Source organism: Vallicoccus soli, assembly GCF_003594885.1.
GTDB lineage: Bacteria > Actinomycetota > Actinomycetes > Motilibacterales > Motilibacteraceae > Vallicoccus > Vallicoccus soli.
Genome location: NZ_QZEZ01000001.1, coordinates 583,754 through 601,490 on the forward strand (window position 1 = coordinate 583,754; position 17,737 = coordinate 601,490).

The 17,737-nt window shown below is 76.8% G+C and carries 13 protein-coding genes; 10 read left to right on the plus strand and 3 right to left on the minus strand.

Going from position 1 to position 17,737, the window contains the following annotated elements; all coding sequences use genetic code 11:
• Positions 1 to 183: 183 nt before the first annotated feature.
• A complete protein-coding gene (locus tag D5H78_RS02805) occupies positions 184 to 1,266 on the plus strand; it encodes a cellulase family glycosylhydrolase (protein ID WP_165865572.1) in 1,083 nt (360 codons plus the stop codon).
• 4 nt (positions 1,267 to 1,270) lie between these two features.
• Here D5H78_RS02805 and D5H78_RS02810 read toward each other — a convergent pair whose 3' ends face one another.
• Positions 1,271 to 2,035, minus strand: coding sequence for a class I SAM-dependent methyltransferase (locus D5H78_RS02810; RefSeq protein ID WP_133411990.1), 765 nt, complete (start codon positions 2,033 to 2,035; stop codon positions 1,271 to 1,273).
• A 206-nt stretch (positions 2,036 to 2,241) separates the two neighbouring features.
• Here D5H78_RS02810 and D5H78_RS02815 point away from each other — a divergent pair, with 206 nt between their 5' ends.
• Positions 2,242 to 4,599: a LamG-like jellyroll fold domain-containing protein gene (locus tag D5H78_RS02815; protein ID WP_119948842.1), complete on the plus strand. Its 2,358-nt coding sequence runs from the start codon at positions 2,242 to 2,244 to the stop codon at positions 4,597 to 4,599.
• 174 nt (positions 4,600 to 4,773) lie between these two features.
• Positions 4,774 to 5,613 carry a hypothetical protein gene (locus D5H78_RS02820; RefSeq protein WP_119948843.1) on the plus strand — a complete coding sequence of 280 codons (840 nt, stop codon included), beginning with the start codon at positions 4,774 to 4,776 and terminating at the stop codon, positions 5,611 to 5,613.
• A gap of 9 nt (positions 5,614 to 5,622) precedes the next feature.
• Here the strand turns inward: D5H78_RS02820 and D5H78_RS02825 are convergent, their stop codons facing one another.
• The gene (locus D5H78_RS02825) at positions 5,623 to 7,569 is read right to left on the minus strand and encodes a fibronectin type III domain-containing protein (protein WP_119948844.1); all 1,947 of its coding nucleotides are present in this window, start codon (positions 7,567 to 7,569) and stop codon (positions 5,623 to 5,625) included.
• Positions 7,570 to 7,759: 190 nt separating this feature from the next.
• Here D5H78_RS02825 and mfd point away from each other — a divergent pair, with 190 nt between their 5' ends.
• The 4 genes from mfd (at position 7,760) to D5H78_RS02845 (ending at position 13,447) form a co-directional block, all read left to right on the plus strand.
• The gene (mfd, locus tag D5H78_RS02830) at positions 7,760 to 11,314 is read left to right on the plus strand and encodes a transcription-repair coupling factor (protein WP_119948845.1); all 3,555 of its coding nucleotides are present in this window, start codon (positions 7,760 to 7,762) and stop codon (positions 11,312 to 11,314) included.
• 145 nt (positions 11,315 to 11,459) lie between these two features.
• Positions 11,460 to 11,897 carry a phosphomannose isomerase type II C-terminal cupin domain gene (locus D5H78_RS02835; RefSeq protein WP_218566151.1) on the plus strand — a complete coding sequence of 146 codons (438 nt, stop codon included), beginning with the start codon at positions 11,460 to 11,462 and terminating at the stop codon, positions 11,895 to 11,897.
• 29 nt (positions 11,898 to 11,926) lie between these two features.
• Positions 11,927 to 12,991 (plus strand): alpha-hydroxy acid oxidase, encoded by a 1,065-nt coding sequence (locus D5H78_RS02840; protein WP_119948846.1) that lies wholly within the window; start codon positions 11,927 to 11,929, stop codon positions 12,989 to 12,991.
• Between the two features lie 57 nt (positions 12,992 to 13,048).
• Positions 13,049 to 13,447: a MerR family transcriptional regulator gene (locus D5H78_RS02845; RefSeq protein ID WP_119949311.1), complete on the plus strand. Its 399-nt coding sequence runs from the start codon at positions 13,049 to 13,051 to the stop codon at positions 13,445 to 13,447.
• Positions 13,448 to 13,494: 47 nt separating this feature from the next.
• Here the strand turns inward: D5H78_RS02845 and D5H78_RS02850 are convergent, their stop codons facing one another.
• Positions 13,495 to 14,325, minus strand: a complete 831-nt coding sequence (locus D5H78_RS02850) for a DUF6299 family protein (RefSeq protein WP_119948847.1) — start codon at positions 14,323 to 14,325, stop codon at positions 13,495 to 13,497.
• Positions 14,326 to 14,514: 189 nt separating this feature from the next.
• Between D5H78_RS02850 and D5H78_RS02855 the strand changes: the two genes are divergently transcribed.
• From D5H78_RS02855 to eno, 3 genes are all read left to right on the plus strand, one after another.
• Complete coding sequence (locus tag D5H78_RS02855; protein ID WP_119948848.1) at positions 14,515 to 15,237, plus strand: hypothetical protein; 723 nt, start codon at positions 14,515 to 14,517, stop codon at positions 15,235 to 15,237.
• Between the two features lie 101 nt (positions 15,238 to 15,338).
• Entirely contained in the window at positions 15,339 to 16,340 is a 1,002-nt protein-coding gene (locus D5H78_RS02860; protein ID WP_218566153.1) for a nucleoside triphosphate pyrophosphohydrolase, read from the plus strand.
• Positions 16,341 to 16,450: 110 nt separating this feature from the next.
• On the plus strand, positions 16,451 to 17,737 hold the full coding sequence (eno, locus tag D5H78_RS02865) for a phosphopyruvate hydratase (protein WP_119948849.1): 1,287 nt from the start codon (positions 16,451 to 16,453) through the stop codon (positions 17,735 to 17,737).

Consider the following 17,737-nt stretch of genomic DNA (forward strand, 5'->3'; position numbering starts at 1 on the left):
TCACCTGACAGCCTTCCGTCGATCATCTCGTGCACGTCCTGAGTGCGATCCGGACCCCGGATGACAAAGGCGGCGGCGGGCTGCGGGACAAGCGGGACAACGTTTGCCGCCAGGTCCTACGGTGAGCAGGTGGAGCGCGGCGGCGTCGGTGCGCAGGGCGGTCCCCGACGGCCGCGTCGCCCGGTGGGGACCGCCGTCCTCGCCCTGCTGCTGGCGGTCCTCGCCGGCTCCGGCGCCACCCCGCCCGAGGGCCCGGCCGAGGTCCGCGGCGAGCATCACGGGCCCGTCGTGGGGGCGCAGTTCCACGGGCTCTGGGACGAGTGGGGCCCGGGGGAGCGGGCGCTCGTGCTCGACCGGCTCGCCGCGCGGGGCGTGCGGCACCTGCGCATCGACGTGTCGTGGGCGATGATCCAGCCGGCCGGGCGCGACCGCTACGACATGGCGTGGGGGGTGCCCTTCGTCGACCGCGTGCTCGCGATGGCGCACGAGCGCGGCTTCGAGGTCACGGCCACCTTCTGGCTCACGCCCGAATGGGCGCGGCCCCCGCGGGGGGAGCGCTCGCTGCCGGCCGACCCCGCCGACTACGCCGCGGCGCTGCGCTGGGCAGCGGAGCGCTGGCGTGACGAGGTGGTCGCCTGGGAGGTGTGGAACGAGCCGAACAGCGCCACCTACCTCGACCCGCCGGACCCCGTCGCGTACACCCGCCTGCTCCGCGCGGCGCACGGGGCCGTCCGGGCGGGCGACCGCTCCGCGTGGACCGTGCTCGGGGGGACGGAGTACGTCGACGTCGACTGGCTGCGACGGTGCTACGAGGCCGGCGCCCAGGGGAGCTTCGACGTCCTGGCCGTGCACCCCTACCCCAGCCCCTCCGACGCGTCACCGCTCGACCCGGTCCCGCCCGAGGGGCACGGCCTGCGCGACCTCGACGCGCTGCTGGCCGAGATGGACCGCCGCGGGGACGCGTCGCCCGTGTGGCTCACCGAGCTCGGGTGGTCGGTCCACGGCGACCTGGCGAGCACGCCGCCCTGGGCGAGGGGAGTGGACGAGGCGGAGCAGGCGCGCCACCTCCAGCAGGCCCTGGAGCTGCTGAGGACCGAGTTCCCGAGGGTCCGGCGCGTCTACTGGTACGCCGCGTCCGACACCTCCACGGGGCGGGCCCACCAGGACCACTTCGGTCTCCTGCGGCGCGACGGGTCCCCGCGGCCGGTCCTCGACGTTCTGGGCTGCCACGCCACGGGACGCTGCGGGCGTCCCGCGACGGGATAGCGCTTCACGGACGTCGCAGGACCACCCGGGCGAACGAGGTCAGGGCGGGCACGGGGTGCCGTACGAGGAAGCCCGCCTTGGCCTGCTCCAGCGCGTCCAGCGGCGGGACGCGGTCGTAGTAGCTGTGCCCGAAGTAGCCCTCGTAGGCGACGACCTCGAAGCCCGTCGACCGCAGCCTGCGGAACTGGCGCTCGCCCGGTCCGCGGCACCAGTCGTAGTGCGCGACGAACTTCGCCTCCTGGTGGGCGTCGCGGGGGTGCAGGCGGCGCAGGATCGCCGCACCGACGGCCTCGGGGAGCGCCAGGTTCACCACCAGCGGCAGCGTCCACAGCGTCGGGAAGAAGTGCATGGCGGTGCCCCCCGGGCGGAGCAGGGCGTGCACCGAGCGGTGGAAGGCCCGCGCGTCGGGCACGTGCTCCGCGGTCATCTTGCTGACGACCAGGTCGAAGCCCCCCCGCAGGTGCTCCGGCGGCGGCCCGGCGCACAGGTCCAGCACCTCGGTCGCGTAGCCGGCGGGCGCCTTGCGCAGCTCGTCCGCGGAGACGTCGAGCACCGTGCAGCGGACGCCCGAGGCCTCGACCTCGTCCGGTGCCAGCAGCGGGTTGGCGCCGCCCCCCACGTCGCACACGTCCCGGACCTGCTCCCCGCCCGCCGCGGAGAGGGCTTCCTGGTGGTGGCGCACCCAGGCCTGCGCGAAGTGCGCGAAGCGGACCTCGGGGCGCCCCTCGAGACGGCTGGTGGTGGTTCGGCGGCTCGGCGACGTCAGCATCACGGCCCCCCCGGGGCTCGGCCGGCGACCGTCGCCGGCGCTGCTCGGACAGTAGCCCAGAGCGGTCGCGCGGATGATCGGAAAGCGGCTGCTCGTTCACCCGTCCGGGCGTACGGTGCCGCTGACCGGACACGGACGTCCCTGCGCGTCCTCATCGTCGGGGCGACGGGTGGCCGGTCGCAGGACTCCCGGACGGGGCGGTTCCCATGGCACGACGCAAAGGCGCGCTCGTACTCGCGCTGGCCCTGACACTCCCGCTCTCCGCGACCGCCGGGCTACCGGCGGGCCCAGCGGCGGCCGACACGGCGCCGGCGGCCGGCGTCCCCGAGACGCTCACCGCCGACCCCCAGCCCACGTGGCAGACCAACGGGGTGGTCTGGGCGACGGAGATCGTCGGTGACGTCGTCTACGTCGGGGGCAGCTTCACGGCGGTGCGCCCGCCCGGCGCGGCGCCGGGTGCCCAGGAGGTGCCGCGGCGCAACCTCGCCGCCTTCGACAAGCGGACCGGCGCGCTGCTGCCCTTCGCCCACGACGTGCGGGCACCCGAGTCGACCGCGACGACCGACATCACCTGCCAGCCGGGGACCGCGCCCGGGACGCGCACCTGCGACACGGTGTACGAGATCCAGGCGTCGCCCGACGGCTCCCGCCTCTACGTCGGCGGCGACTTCGCCACCGTCGACGGCAAGCCCCGGGACAAGGTCGCGGCCTTCCTCACGGCCACGGGGGCGCTGGACACGGTCTTCAAGCCGCCGGTGTACGGGAGGGTGCGCGCCATCGCCGTCACCGACTCGACCGTCTACGTGGGCGGGCACTTCACCAGCGTGTGGCCGTCCACGCCGCGCCAGCGCCTGGCGGCGTACGCGCGCTCCACCGGGGCGCTGCTGCCGTGGGCCCCCACGGCCGACCGGCCGGTCCTCGCCATGGCGATGGCGCCCGACGGGAGCCGGGTCGTGCTCGGGGGGCAGTTCGACCGGGTGAACGGCGTGGACATCCACGGCCTCGCCGCCGTGGACGCCACCACCGGCGAGAGCACGCGCTGGGACAGCCGCCCGATCCCGAAGGTGTCCGACACGCGGTACTCGTACGTGACCGACCTCGTGGTCGACGAGGACACGGTCTACGCGAGCTCCAACGGCGAGGGCACGTTCGACGGGCGGGTCGCCGCGGACCCGTACACCGGTCAGCTACGCTGGGTCGACAGCTGCCTGGGCGCCACGTGGTCGCTGGCGCTGGTGCGAGGCCTGCTCTACAGCGGCTCGCACGCGCACAACTGCAGCAGCACGCCGGGCGGCTTCCCGGAGGCGTACAACGGGATCCTCCCGGAGAACCAGCGGTACTACCGGCTGCTCGCGCAGGACGCGCGGGGCGGCACCACGGAGATCCGCCACTGGTTCCCGACGACGAACGGGGGCATCCAGGGCAAGCTCGGGCCGCGCACCATGGCGTCGGACGCGGACCACCTCTGGGTCGGCGGCGAGTTCACGACCGTCAACGGGGTGGCGCAGCAGGGGCTCACGCGCTTCACGTTCCACGGGGTGTCGCCCGACGTCGGGCGCCCGCGCACGCCCGCCGCCGTCCGCGCGTCGACGTCGGTGCCGGGCCAGGTGGTCGTGCACGCCTTCGGCACCGAGGACCTGGACAACGAGCAGCTGGTGTACGAGCTCATCCGCGACCACGACACCGCGCGGCCGCTGCAGCGCTGGGAGGCCGGGTCCAGGCCCTGGGCCTACCCGCAGTTCACCTACGTCGACACCGACGTGGCCCCCGGGTCCACGCACACCTACGACCTGCGCGCCACCGACCCCTGGGGCAACCGGAGCTACCGCTCCTGGGAGGTCCGGGCCACGGTGGCGTCCGAGCGGGGCGCGTACGCGCGGAACGTCCTCGGCGCCGTGCCCGGCGCCTACTGGCGGCTCTCGGAGGCGTCGGGCTCGACGGCCGCCGACGCGTCGACGGGCGGCGTCCCGGGCGCGTACGGCAGCGGCGTGGCGCGCGGCGTCGCGTCCGCGGTCGCCAGCGAGCCCGGCGACGGCGCGGCCTCCTTCGACGGGACCTCGCGCGGCGTGGTCCGGGCCACGCGCAAGATGGCCGGGCCGCAGCACTTCTCGCTCGAGCTCTGGTTCCGCACGACGACGACCCGCGGCGGCAAGCTCGTCGGGTTCGGCACGAGCGCGAGCACGACGGGCGGCACCAGCGGGAGCTACGACCGGCACGTGTACATGAACGGCGCGGGGCAGCTCCTCTTCGGCGCGTACCCGGGCTCGGCGGTCGTCGTCAAGAGCCCCGGCAGCTACCGCGACGGGGCCTGGCACCACCTCGCGGCCACCATGGGGGCAGGCGGGATGCGCCTGTACGTCGACGGGCAGCAGGTCGCCGCGGGCCCGAGCCGCGCCGCGCAGCCGTACGAGGGCTACTGGGGCCTCGGCGGCGACAGCCTCGGCGGCTGGCCCGAGCGCCCGGCCAGCGACTTCTTCGCCGGCCAGCTCGACGACTTCTCCTACTACCCCTTCGAGCTGACGCCGGAGGAGGTCGCGGCGCACCGGGCGTCCGCGACCCCCTGAGGCCCGCGCGACGGTGCCCGTCCCGATGCCCGGGGCGGGCACCGTGGCGCGGACGCCCGGCTTGCGCCGCCGGGCCCGGGTGCGCGAGGGTGCCCCCGCCGGGGGGGACCCGCCGCGCCCGGGCGGCCCGCAGCTCCCGCGGGCGGCCCGCGCGCCCCACCGAGAGGCCCGCCCGTGCCGCCCTGCTCCGTCCTGCGCCCGGCTGCCCGCTCCGCCCTGCTCCTCGCAGCGGCGGCGGCGCTGCTCCTGCCGTCCGCCCCCGTCGCCGCCGTGGAGGCCGCGCGCCTCGACCGCACCCTGCTCGACGCCCGCATCACCGAGTCCAGCGGCCTCGCGCGCAGCGGCTACGACGACGGGCTGCTCTGGACGCACAACGACAGCGGGGACGGCCCCCGCCTCTTCGCGGTGGGACCCGACGGCAGGACCGTGGCGACCGCGGTGCTCCGCGGTGCGTCCGCGGTCGACTGGGAGGCCCTCGCGCGCTACCGCGGCGCCGACCGCTCGTACCTCTACGTCGGCGACGTCGGCGACAACGCGCGGGCCCGGCGCGAGGTCGCCGTGCACCGGGTGGAGGAGCCCCGCTCGCCCCGCGGGGACCTGGTGCTGGCCCCCCGGACGTACCGGCTCGCGTACGAGGACGGTCCGCGCGACGCCGAGGCGCTGCTCGTGCACCCCTGGACCGGGCGGCTGTACGTGGTGTCGAAGGACTACCGGGGCGGCGCGGTGTACGAGGCGCCCGCGGCCCTCAGCACCACCGGGGTGAACGTCCTGCGCCGGGTGGCGTCGGCGCCGGCGCTCGTCACCGACGGCGCGGTGCTCTTCGACGGGCGGGTCGTGCTGCGCGACTACGTCGCGGCGTGGGTGTCGCCGCGCATCGGCGCGCCGGCCACGCGCGTGCCGCTGCCGGCCAGCGCCCAGGGGGAGTCGCTCGCCCCCGCGCCCGGGTCCCGCGCGGTGCTCGTCGGCTCGGAGGGGCTCCGCAGCCCGGTCCACCGCCAGCCGCTCCCCGGCTGAGGCGCCCGCTCAGCCGGTCGGGGACAGCTCGAGGTCGAAGCTGACGTCCGACGAGGACGTCCCGGCGTTGTGCACCTCGACGGCGACGACGTTGGTCCCGGGCAGGAGCAGCGAGCTCGGCAGCAGCTGCTCGACGAAGGTCGTCTCGGCGGCACCGCCCAGGGCCGTCGACGCGGGGGTCGCCGCGGTCACGGGCCCGGCCGGCATGTTGGTGCGCCAGACCTCCGTGCCGTTGAGGTGCACCACCGCGCCGTCGTCGCGCAGCAGGCGAAGGCGCAGGCCCGGCACGGCAGCGGGGTCCGCGACCTGGAAGGACTGGCGGAAGTAGTGCGTCAGCCCCAGGGGGCTGACGACCGTCACCTCGTCCCCGTCGCCGTAGCCGAGCTGGGCGTCGCCCACGGCCCACCCGCGGTCGTCGAAGGCCCGCCCGCGCCAGGCGGTGCCCTGGTCGCTGCCGTTCGACAGGTAGCGCCAGGTCGACCCCTGGCGGACGAGGCTCGTGGACGGGGCGCGGGTCGTGACCTCGAGCGGCGCCGAGGGCGCCGAGCGGTTGCCGGCGGCGTCCACCGCCTCGACCCGGTACGCGTACCGGGTGCCGGGCACCAGCCCGGTGTCCGTCCAGCTCCGGCCGCCGAGCTCGGTGAGGAGCGCACCGTCGCGCAGGAGCCGGTAGCCCACGACACCGCGGTCGTCCGTGCTGGCCGACCAGGCGGTCGTGACCTGCGTGTCACCGACGGCGGTGGCGGTGAGGCCCTGCGGGGTCGTCGGCGGGGTGGTGTCCGCGCTGCTCGCGCCCTGCGGGAACTCGGCGTAGCGCTGCTCCCCGGTGCCCTGGAGCAGCGTGAACCCGCCGCCGACGCGCAGGTGGTCCGGCCCGGGGAGGACGTCCCAGACCCCCGCCCCACCCGTCAGGCGCGGGGCGAAGCCGGGCAGGACCCCGCCGGTGAAGGCGCTCAGCGCGACCAGGCCCGCCCGCGGCTGCCCCGCGAAGGCCGTGTCGAAGTGCCCGCCGGCGTAGAGCGTCGTGCCCTCGAGCGCGACCGCCTGGACGTCCCCGTCGGTGGTCGAGGCCCAGCGCCGGTTCCCCGTGGCGCCGTCCCACGCGCTGACCCGCCCGCCGGGCCCGCCGACCGCCGCGTACACGCTGCCGGTGTCCGCGGCGAGGTCGTAGACGATGCACGGGTTCGTGCTGTCCAGGCAGGGCGCGGGGGGCCGCCAGGCGTGCAGGGCGCCCGACGCGGCCACGAGCCGGCCGACGTAGTCGCGCGGCTGGCCGGCGAGGGTGCGGAAGTGGCCCCCGACCAGCAGACCGGTCCCGTCCGGTGTCGCGGCGAGGGCGTTGACCGCGTCCCCGGCACCCGTCGACCAGCCCGTCAGGAGCGCGCCGGTGGCCGCGTCGACGGCCGCGAGCCGCGCTCGCGGGACGGTGCGGACGTAGGTGAAGGTGCCGCCGAGGAAGAGGGTGCTCCCGATCCGCTCCAGCGCGTGGACGCCGATGTTCACCTCCGCGCCGAAGGCGGCGACGGGCCGCCCGTCGGCCAGGCCGACCGCGCCCAGCCCGCGGCGGGCCTGACCGGCCAGGCCGGTGAAGTAGCCGCCCACGTAGACCGTCGAGCCGTCCCCGGAGACCTCCAGCGCACGCACGTCGCCGCCGCTCGCGCCGGGGTCCCACGGCAGGAGGGCGCCCGACCCCGCGTCGAGCGCCGCGAGCCGGGCCCGCGCGACCGTCGTGCGGTCGTCGGGGCTGCGCAGCGCCGTGAAGGACCCGCCGAGCAGGACGACGTCGCCGACCCGGGCCACCGCGTAGACGCGCCCGCCGGTCGGCGTCCACGCGGCGCGGGGCGACTCGGCCGGGAGGGCGCCGGCGGGAGCGGCGGGCAGGACCAGGGCGAGCGCGGCCACGGCGAGCGCGAGCACGACGCGCAGGAGGCGGGGGACGACGGACGACGCGCTCATGGGCACCACCCTCGGGCCGGGCTCCGGTGCCCCGGCACGCTACTCCGGCCGCGCGTCCCCGTCCGGGGTTCGGCCGAGCCCGCGCCCGCTCCCGCCGGGCGGTGGGTCGCGGGCGGGCGCCGTACCCTGGGAGGACCCCCGGGCCCTCTCGTCGGCGCCCGGCGTTCGTGCTGCCCCGAGGAGCGCCCCCGTGAGCCTGTCCGGCCTGCTCGACGTCCTGCTCGACCCGCAGCGCCCCGACCCCGCCCTGGCGGAGGCGGTCGAGGCGGCGCGCTCGGGCGCGCGGGGGTCGTTCGACGTCACCGGCCCCGCCGCCGCGCGCCCGCTGGTGGCCGCGGCGCTGGCCCGCGACGGCGGGCGCACCGTGCTCGCGGTCACGGCGACGGGCCGGGAGGCGGAGGACCTCACCACGGCGCTGGGCAGCTTCCTCGGCGAGCACGCCGTGGCCGAGCTGCCCGCCTGGGAGACGCTGCCGCACGAGCGGCTCAGCCCCCGCTCCGACACCGTCGGCCGGCGCCTCGCGGTGCTCCGGCGGCTGGCGCACCCCAGCGCCGACGACCCCGAGCACGGCCCGCTGCAGGTCGTCGTCGCGACCGTGCGCAGCCTGCTGCAGCCCATGGTCAAGGGCCTTGGCGACCTCGCGCCGGTGGGGCTGCAGCAGGGGCAGGACGCGGAGCTGGACGACGTGGTGCACCGGCTGGCGGCGGCGGCGTACAGCCGGGTCGACCTGGTGGAGAAGCGCGGTGAGTTCGCGGTGCGCGGCGGCATCCTCGACGTCTTCCCGCCGACCGAGGAGCACCCCGTACGGGTCGAGTTCTGGGGCGACACGGTCGAGGAGGTCCGCTACTTCAAGGTCGCGGACCAGCGCTCGCTCGAGGTCGCCGAGCACGGCCTGTGGGCGCCGCCGTGCCGTGAGCTGCTGCTCACCCCGCAGGTGCGCGAGCGCGCCGCCGCGCTGCTCGAGCAGCACCCCGGCCTCGCCGACGTGCTCGGGAAGGTCTCCGAGGGCGTCGCGGTCGAGGGCATGGAGTCGCTCGCGCCGGCCCTGGTCGACGACATGGAGCTGCTGCTCGACGTGCTGCCCGCGGGGTCGCTCGTCCTGCTCTGCGACCCCGAGCGCGTGCGCACCCGGGCCCGCGACCTCGTGGCCACGAGCCAGGAGTTCCTCGAGGCGTCCTGGGCCACCGCGGCGATGAGCACGGACGCCGCGGCACCGATCGACCTGGGCGCGGCGTCGTACCGCACCCTCGCCGACGTCCGCGAGCACGCGGTCGAGGTCGGGGTGCCGTGGTTCTCGCTGTCCCCCTTCACCGCCGACGCGGAGCTCGACCCCGCCACGGTCGCGCTCGGGGTGCGCGAGCCGGACGGCTACCGCGGCGACGTGCAGCGCGCGCTCGCCGACGTCAAGGGCTGGCTCGGCGACGGCTGGCGGGTCGTCATGCTCAGCGAGGGGCACGGACCGGCCCAGCGCATCGTCGAGCGGCTCGGCGACGCCGGCGTGGCGGCCCGCCTCGTGGAGGACCTCTCGGCGCCGCCCGGCCCCGACGTCGTGCACGTGGGCTGCGGCTGCCTCGAGCACGGCGTGGTCGCGGAGGACCTGCGCCTCGCCGTGCTCACCGAGACCGACCTCGTCGGGCAGAAGTCGTCGACGAAGGACATGCGCCGCATGCCCAGCCGGCGGCGGAACACCGTCGACCCGCTCTCGCTCAAGGCGGGGGACCTCGTCGTCCACGAGCAGCACGGCGTCGGGCGCTACGTGGAGATGATCCAGCGCACGGTGCAGGGCGCCACCCGCGAGTACCTCGTCATCGAGTACGCCCCCGCCCGCAAGGGCCAGCCGGGCGACCGGCTCTTCGTGCCCACCGACCAGCTCGACCAGGTCACCCGGTACGTCGGCGGCGAGGCCCCCTCGCTGCACCGCCTCGGCGGCGCCGACTGGGCCAAGCAGAAGGGCCGCGCCCGCAAGGCGGTCCGCGAGATCGCCATGGAGCTGATCCGGCTCTACTCCGCGCGCATGGCCGCGCCGGGGCACGCCTTCGGCCCCGACACCCCCTGGCAGCGCGAGCTCGAGGACGCCTTCGCCCACGTCGAGACGCCCGACCAGCTCAGCACCATCGACGAGGTCAAGCACGACATGGAGCAGTCCGTGCCGATGGACCGCATCGTCTGCGGCGACGTCGGCTACGGCAAGACCGAGATCGCCGTACGGGCCGCCTTCAAGGCCGTCCAGGACGGCAAGCAGGTCGCGGTGCTCGTCCCCACGACCCTCCTGGTGCAGCAGCACTTCTCGACGTTCGCCGAGCGCTACGCCAACTTCCCGGTCACGGTGAAGGCGCTTTCCCGGTTCCAGTCCGCGAAGGAGTCCGCGGCGGTCACGGCCGGGGTCGCGGACGGCAGCGTCGACGTCGTCATCGGCACGCACCGCCTGCTGTCCGGCGAGGTGCGCTTCAAGGACCTCGGCCTCGTCATCGTCGACGAGGAGCAGCGCTTCGGCGTCGAGCACAAGGAGTACCTCAAGCAGATGCGCACCGCGGTGGACGTGCTCACGATGAGCGCGACGCCGATCCCGCGCACCCTCGAGATGGCGGTCACCGGCATCCGCGAGATGTCGACGATCCTCACCCCGCCCGAGGAGCGCCACCCCGTCCTCACGTTCGTCGGGCCGTACGACGAGAAGCAGATCGGCGCGGCGATCCGCCGCGAGCTCCTGCGCGAGGGCCAGGTCTTCTACATCCACAACCGGGTCGAGTCGATCGACCGCGCCGCGAAGCGCATCCGGGACGTCGTCCCCGAGGCGCGGGTCGCCGTGGCGCACGGGCAGATGGGCGAGCACCAGCTCGAGCAGGTCGTCGTGGACTTCTGGAACAAGGAGTTCGACGTCCTCGTCTGCACGACGATCGTCGAGAGCGGCATCGACATCTCCAACGCCAACACCCTCATCGTCGAGCGGGGCGACACCTTCGGCCTCTCGCAGCTGCACCAGCTGCGCGGGCGCGTGGGTCGCGGGCGGGAGCGGGCGTACGCCTACTTCCTCTACCCCCCGGAGAAGCCCCTGACGGAGACGGCGCACGACCGCCTGGCGACGATCGCCGCGCACACCGACCTCGGCGCCGGCATGCAGGTGGCGATGAAGGACCTCGAGATCCGCGGCGCCGGCAACCTGCTCGGCGGCGAGCAGTCGGGGCACATCGCCAACGTCGGCTTCGACCTCTACGTCCGCCTCGTCGGCGAGGCCGTCAACGAGTTCAAGCAGGGCGGCCCGGTCGTCGAGCAGGCCGAGGTCAAGGTCGAGCTGCCGGTCGACGCGCACATCCCGCACGAGTACGTCCCCGGCGAGCGGCTGCGCCTCGAGGCGTACCGCAAGCTCGCGGCCGTCACGGGGGAGGAGGAGCTCGAGGCCGTCCGCGCCGAGCTCGCCGACCGCTACGGCCAGCTGCCCCCGCCCGTCGAGAACCTCATCGCCGTGGCCCGCTTCCGCGTGCTGGCGCGGCGCGCGGGGCTCACCGAGGTCGTCCTGGCCGGCAACCACGTCCGCTTCGGCGGGGTGGAGCTGCGCGAGAGCCAGGAGCTGCGGGTGAAGCGGCTCTACCCCGGCACGCTCGTCAAGCCCGCGGTGCGCAGCATCATGGTCCCCAAGCCGATGACCGCCCGGGTGGGCGGGCAGCCGGTGCGCGACACCGCGCTGCTGCAGTGGTGCACCGACCTCGTCACGGCGGTCCTCGAGCCCGCGCCGGCCGCCGCGTAGGGCGACGGCGCTGCTGCGCACGGGGGACGTGACGCGCGCCGCCCCGGCGACCTGCCCGGAACGCCGGCAGGGGCGCGCCCGCCGCCGGTAGCCTCGCCCCACCGGCGGCGGGGGGTCGCCGGCGCGCCAGGGGACGGGAGCGGACGTGACGCAGCTCGACGGGGTGGACCGGGTCGAGGCCCTCGACGGCCTCGGGGGCCCCGGGGGGCTCGGGAGCGGCGGTGCCGTGGGCGGGCCGCCGGCGGTCCACGTCGACCACCGGCCCTGGGGCCGGTTCGAGCTGCTGCTGCTCAACGGCCGTGCGAGCGTCAAGGTCCTCACGGTGGAGCCGGGGGCCCGGCTGTCCCTGCAGCGGCACGCCCGCCGCGACGAGTGGTGGCAGATGCTCGACGACGGGCTCGAGGTCGAGGTCGACGGGCAGGCCCGCGCCGTGCCCCGCGGCGAGCGGGCGTGGGTGCCCCGCGGCGCCGCCCACCGCGTCCGCAACACCGGTGACGCCCCGGCGCGCTTCCTCGAGATCGCCTTCGGCGACTTCGACGAGGACGACATCGAGCGCCTCGCCGACGACTACCGCCGCGCCTGAGCGCCGCAGACCACCACCGGAGGACCCCCGTGCTCGCCGTGCTCGAGGAGCAGCTCGCCGCTGCCCAGCGCTCGCTGCCCGCCCCCGTGTACGAGTACTACGCCGCCGGCGCCGGCGAGGAGACGACGCTGGCCGAGTCCGCGCGGGCCTGGTCCGCGTTCCGCCTGCGCCCCCGGCCCCTGCGCGACGTCAGCGCCGTCGACCTCACCACCACGCTGCTCGGCGCGCCCCTCGAGGCCCCCCTGCTCGTCGCGCCCATGGCCTTCCACCGCCTCGCGCACGAGGAGGCCGAGGCGGCCACGGCGCGCGGCACCCGGGAGGCCGGCGGGCTCATGGTCGTCTCGACCCGGGCCTCGCTCGCGGTCGAGGACATCGGCGCCGTCGCGGGCCCCTGGTGGTTCCAGGTGTACGTCATGAAGGACCGCGACATCACCGCGCGCCTCGTCGAGCGGGCGGCCGCCTCCGGCGCCCAGGCGCTCGTGCTGACCGGCGACACCCCGTACGTCGGGGTGAAGCGCAAGGTCGGCGGCGTGCGCATCGACATGCCGGAGGACCACTTCCTCGTCAACCTGCGCCGGCACCTCGGCGACCGGGTCGACGGGGCGGCGGCGGCCGCGCAGGACCCGTCGGTCGACCTGGGCGCGGTCGAGTGGCTCCGCCGGCTCACCGGCCTGCCGGTCGTCGTCAAGGGCGTCCTGCGCGGCGACGCGGCGCAGGAGTGCCTCGACGCCGGGGCGGCGGGCGTCGTCGTCTCCAACCACGGCGGGCGCCAGCTCGACCGCGCGGTCCCCTCCGCGCTCGCCCTCGCCGAGGTCGTCGACGCCGTGGCCGGGCGCGCTCCCGTGCTCGTGGACGGCGGGGTGCGCAGCGGCCTCGACGCGCTGGTGGCGCTGGCCCTCGGCGCCAGCGGCGTGCTCGTCGGCCGGCCGGTGCTCTGGGCGCTCGCGCACGGCGGGGCCGACGGGGTGCGCGCCGCGCTCGCCGCCGTCCGCGACGACCTCGCGCACGCCCTGGCCCTGTGCGGCGCGGCGTCGCTGGCCGAGCTCGACCGCTCGTTCGTCGTCCCCGCCGCGGCCCCGGTGCCGGGGTGGTGAACGCCGGGCGGACCGCCCGTGGACGCCGTCCCCTACCCTGAGCGGGTGGAGCGGCGGATGCAGATCGGCGAGGTGGCCGAGCAGATCGGCCTGAGCCTGCGCACCATCCGCTACTACGACGAGATCGGGCTGGCGCCGCCGACGGCACGCACCCCGGGCGGTTTCCGGCTCTACACCGACGAGGACGTCGCCCGCCTCCTGCTCGTCAAGCGGATGAAGCCGCTCGGCTACAGCCTGGAGGAGATGCGCGACCTCGTCGAGCTCATGGACGCGCTGGCGAGCGAGGAGCGCGAGGACGAGCGGGCCGAGCTGCTGGGGCGCGTGGAGCTCTGGGAGCAGGCGGTCGCCGAGCGCGTCGCGGCGCTGCGCCAGCAGCTCTCGTACGCCGAGGAGTTCTCCTCCCGGGTGGCCGGGGAGAAGGAGCGCCGGCGCGCCCGCACGGCACCGCGCGCCTGAGGGGCGGCGCGGGCGCCGCACGGGCGCGGGAGGGGCCGGAGGGGCCGTCAGCCGCGGGCGCGGGCGATGCGCGTGGCGCCGCGCACGGAGCCCTCGCCGCAGCCGGCGCCGGTGCACACCGTCGCGGCCAGGGCGACGACGGCACGGCCCGGCACCGCGCTCGTGCGGCCCGTGCGCGCGGCCCAGGGGTGCGCCTCGCCGTCGCACAGCGCGAGCGTGCCGTCGAGGGCGAAGGTCCCGGCCGGGCGCCCGCCCTGGCGCAGGGTCCCGCCGGAGAACTCCACGACGACCTGGCCGGCGCGCGGGTCGAGCGCCCCGGTGCAGCGGTACGTCCCGCCCACGACGACGCGGCCCGAGCGCAGCACGGCCGCCGGGTCCACGGTCAGCGACACCTCCGGCGCCGCCGGCGCGTCGCCCAGCGCCACCCGGTAGGCCCCGGGCACCGCGCCGCCCGTCGCCCCCACCGCGAGCAGGTAGCGCTGCCCGGCCACGACGTCCAGGGGCACCGCGCCGCCCAGCGAGCACCACGTGCCGGCCCCGGGGCGCCCGTCGGCGCCGACGGGGAAGGCGGCCACCGTGGGCTCCCAGCCCGGCGTCGTCACCTCGACGAGCACCTGCCCGGTCGCCGAGGCGGTGAAGGCGTGCCAGGTCGTCGCGGCCAGCCGGTCGCTGCAGCCGGGCACCGGGTCGCCGGGGTCGGCGGTCGCCGCGCCGGCGTCGCCCGCGAAGGCGCCGGGGACGGCGAGCTCGACGGGGGCGGTGCGCGCGTCACCGGCCACCGGGGCGGGGGCGGCCGCCGCCGCGGGCAGCCCCGGTGCCGCCAGCAGCGCGAGCGCCCCCAGCGCTGCCGCCGCCCGTCGCGCCGTCGTCGTCGCCATGCGGTCCCCCTGTGGTCGTCATCACCTTGCGCGCCCAGTCTGCTACGGCGCGCACACGCACCTGGAGAGCCGAACGGGTGAACCACGGCGGCCGCGCCGCGCCGCGCCGCGGCCCGCGGTCGCGCCCCCGCCGGCTGCGCCGCCCCCTAGGCTGGCCCGGACGGCGGCGGGTCGACGGGAGGCGGTCGGGTGCGAGGGAGCACGCGTACGGGGCGGGCGGCGCGCGCCGCGACGCTGGCGGCGGCGGCCGCCCTGGCCCTCGGCGGCTGCGCCGTGCTCGAGGAGGCCGGCACGGCGGTGACGGTGGCCGGGGACCGGGTGAGCACCGAGCGGCTGCAGGACCTCACGCAGGAGCTCGTCGGCAGCGGCTGGGCGGTCGACCCGCAGACGCAGCAGCCGCTGGCGCCCGGCGACGCCCAGCGCACCGTGCTCGGCGTGGTCGTCACGAGCCGGGTGCTCGAGCGGCTCGCCGCCGAGGAGGGCGTGAGCGTGAGCGACGGGCAGGTCGACGCGCGCTGGGCGGAGTACGTCGAGGCCACCGGCGGCGAGGAGGCGCTGCGCCAGGGCCTGGCGTCGCAGCGCGGCGTGCCCCCGTCCTACGCCCGCGACTACGTCCGCGACCTCCTCCTCGCCGAGGAGGTGCAGCGCGCCCTCGTGCCCGGGGACGACGCCGACCCGGCCGTGCAGCAGGAGCGCGCGCAGGCGCTCTCCGAGCGGCTCGTGCAGGTCGGGCAGGAGGCCGACGTCGAGGTCAACCCGCGGTACGGCACCTGGTCCCCGACGACGGGGCAGGTGGCCCCGCTGGTCAGCGCGGGCCTGGCCGTGCCCGAGGGCGGGGCGCCCGGGCAGGCGCCGGCCGCGCCGGCGCCGCAGGACCCGGGCGGCGAGCAGCCGGCCCCGGAGCAGCCCTGAGCGCGGGGGCCGGGCGCGTCGTCCTGCTCGCCACGACCCACCGGGTCGCCCCCGGGCTGCTGAGCGGCCCGGCCTGGGCCGCGCTGCACGCGGCGGGCGCCGTGCTGGCCCGCGCCGCCGGCGACCCGCAGGCCGCGGCGGTGCGCGCGGCCGGCGTCGCCGTGCAGGACGCGCACGACCTGCCCGACGCGCGGCTCGCCGCCCGGCTGGCGCAGGAGGCGGAGCGCCACGTCGTCGTCCTGCTGCCCGGACCGGCCGGCGACCCCGCCGCGGACGGGCTCGCCGAGGCCCTGGCCGCCGAGCTCACCCGCCGCTCCTCCGCCGGCGCGCCCGTCCCCGAGGTGGAGCTGGTGCCGGCCTCCTGGGACGTCCCGGGCGCGCGGCTGCTCGACCTCGTCGCCGTCATGGACCGCCTGCGCTCGCCCGGCGGCTGCCCCTGGGACGCCGAGCAGACCCACGAGAGCCTCCTGCGCTACCTCGTCGAGGAGGCGTACGAGGTCGTGGAGGCCGTCGAGCACGGCGACGCGGCCGACCTGCGCGAGGAGCTCGGCGACCTGCTCCTGCAGGTCGTCTTCCACGCGCGGGTCGCCGAGGAGCGCGCCGAGGCCCCCTTCGGCGTCGACGACGTCGCCGCCGGCATCGTCGACAAGCTCGTGCGCCGGCACCCGCACGTCTTCGGCCCCGAGGACGGGGCGGACGCCGGGCCGGACGCCGGGCCGGCGAGCACGGCCGCGGACGTCGAGGCGTCCTGGGAGGTGCTCAAGGCGCGGGAGAAGCGCCGCGCGAGCGCCCTGGAGGGGGTGCCCGCGGCGCTGCCCGCGCTGCACCGCGCCGCCAGCCTGCTCGAGCGGGTGCGCCGCCGCGGCGTCGACGCCCCGGCGCCGGCGCTGCCCGCCGGGGTGGCGCTGCCCGCCGGGGGCGACGCCGCGCTGGGCGACCTGCTGCTGGCGCTCGTCGACGCCGCCGTCGGGGCCGGGCTCGACCCGGAGGCGGCGCTGCGCGGCGCGCTCGCCCGCTGGTCCGAACGGGTCCGTGCCGCGGAGGGGGCCGCCGCGGAGGCCGGGGCCGCGCCCACCGGGGAGGCGGACGCGCCCGGGCCCTGAGCCCCGCCTGCGCGGGGCGGGCCCCGCCCGCCGGTAGGGTCGGGGACGACGTACGAGACGAGGCATCCGCGGTCGGCCGACCGGCCCGCCGCGAGCGAGGAGCAGCCGCAGTGGCCACCATCGAAGCCGTCGGAGCCCGCGAGGTCCTGGACTCGCGCGGCAACCCCACCGTCGAGGTGGAGGTCGCCCTCGACGACGGCACCATCGCCCGCGCGGCCGTGCCCAGCGGCGCCTCGACCGGCGCGTTCGAGGCCGTCGAGCTGCGCGACAGCGAGGAGCGCTACGGCGGCAAGGGCGTGGAGAAGGCCGTCCTCGCCGTGCTCGACGAGATCGGCCCCGAGCTGCTCGGGTACGAGGCGAGCGAGCAGCGCCTCGTCGACCAGGCGATGATCGACCTCGACGGGACGCCGAACAAGGCGCGCCTGGGCGCCAACGCGATCCTGGGCGTCTCGCTCGCGGTCGCCCGCGCCGCCGCGGACTCCGCGGAGCTGCCGCTGTTCCGCTACGTCGGCGGGCCGAACGCGCACGTCCTCCCGGTGCCGATGATGAACATCCTCAACGGCGGCGCGCACGCCGACAGCAACGTCGACGTCCAGGAGTTCATGGTCGCGCCGGTCGGCGCGGAGAGCTTCCGCGAGGCGCTGCGCTGGGGCACGGAGGTCTACCACGCGCTGAAGTCGGTGCTCAAGGCGCAGGGGCTCGCCACGGGCCTCGGCGACGAGGGCGGCTTCGCGCCGAGCCTGCCGAGCAACCGCGACGCGCTCGACCTCATCGTCACCGCAGTGGAGAAGGCCGGCTTCCGGGTCGGCACGGACATCGCGTTCGCGCTCGACGTGGCCGCGACGGAGTTCTTCGCCGACGGGTCGTACCGCTTCGAGGGCGGGCAGAAGAGCGCCGAGGAGATGACGGCGTACTACGCCTCGCTCGTCGACGCGTACCCCCTGGTGTCCATCGAGGACCCGCTGAGCGAGGACGACTGGGCCGGCTGGGCCTCGCTGACCTCGGAGCTGGGCGGGCGCGTGCAGATCGTCGGCGACGACCTGTTCGTGACCAACCCCGAGCGCCTGCAGCGCGGCATCGACCAGAGCGCGGCCAACGCCCTGCTCGTCAAGGTCAACCAGATCGGCTCGCTCACCGAGACCCTCGACGCGGTCTCGCTGGCGCACCGCAACGGCTACCGCTGCATGATGAGCCACCGCTCGGGCGAGACCGAGGACACGACGATCGCCGACCTCGCCGTCGCCACCGACTGCGGGCAGATCAAGACCGGCGCCCCGGCGCGCTCGGAGCGCGTGGCGAAGTACAACCAGCTCCTGCGCATCGAGGAGGAGCTCGACGACGCGGCCCGGTACGCCGGGCGCGGCGCCTTCCCCCGCTCCGCCGCGACGGCGGGCTGA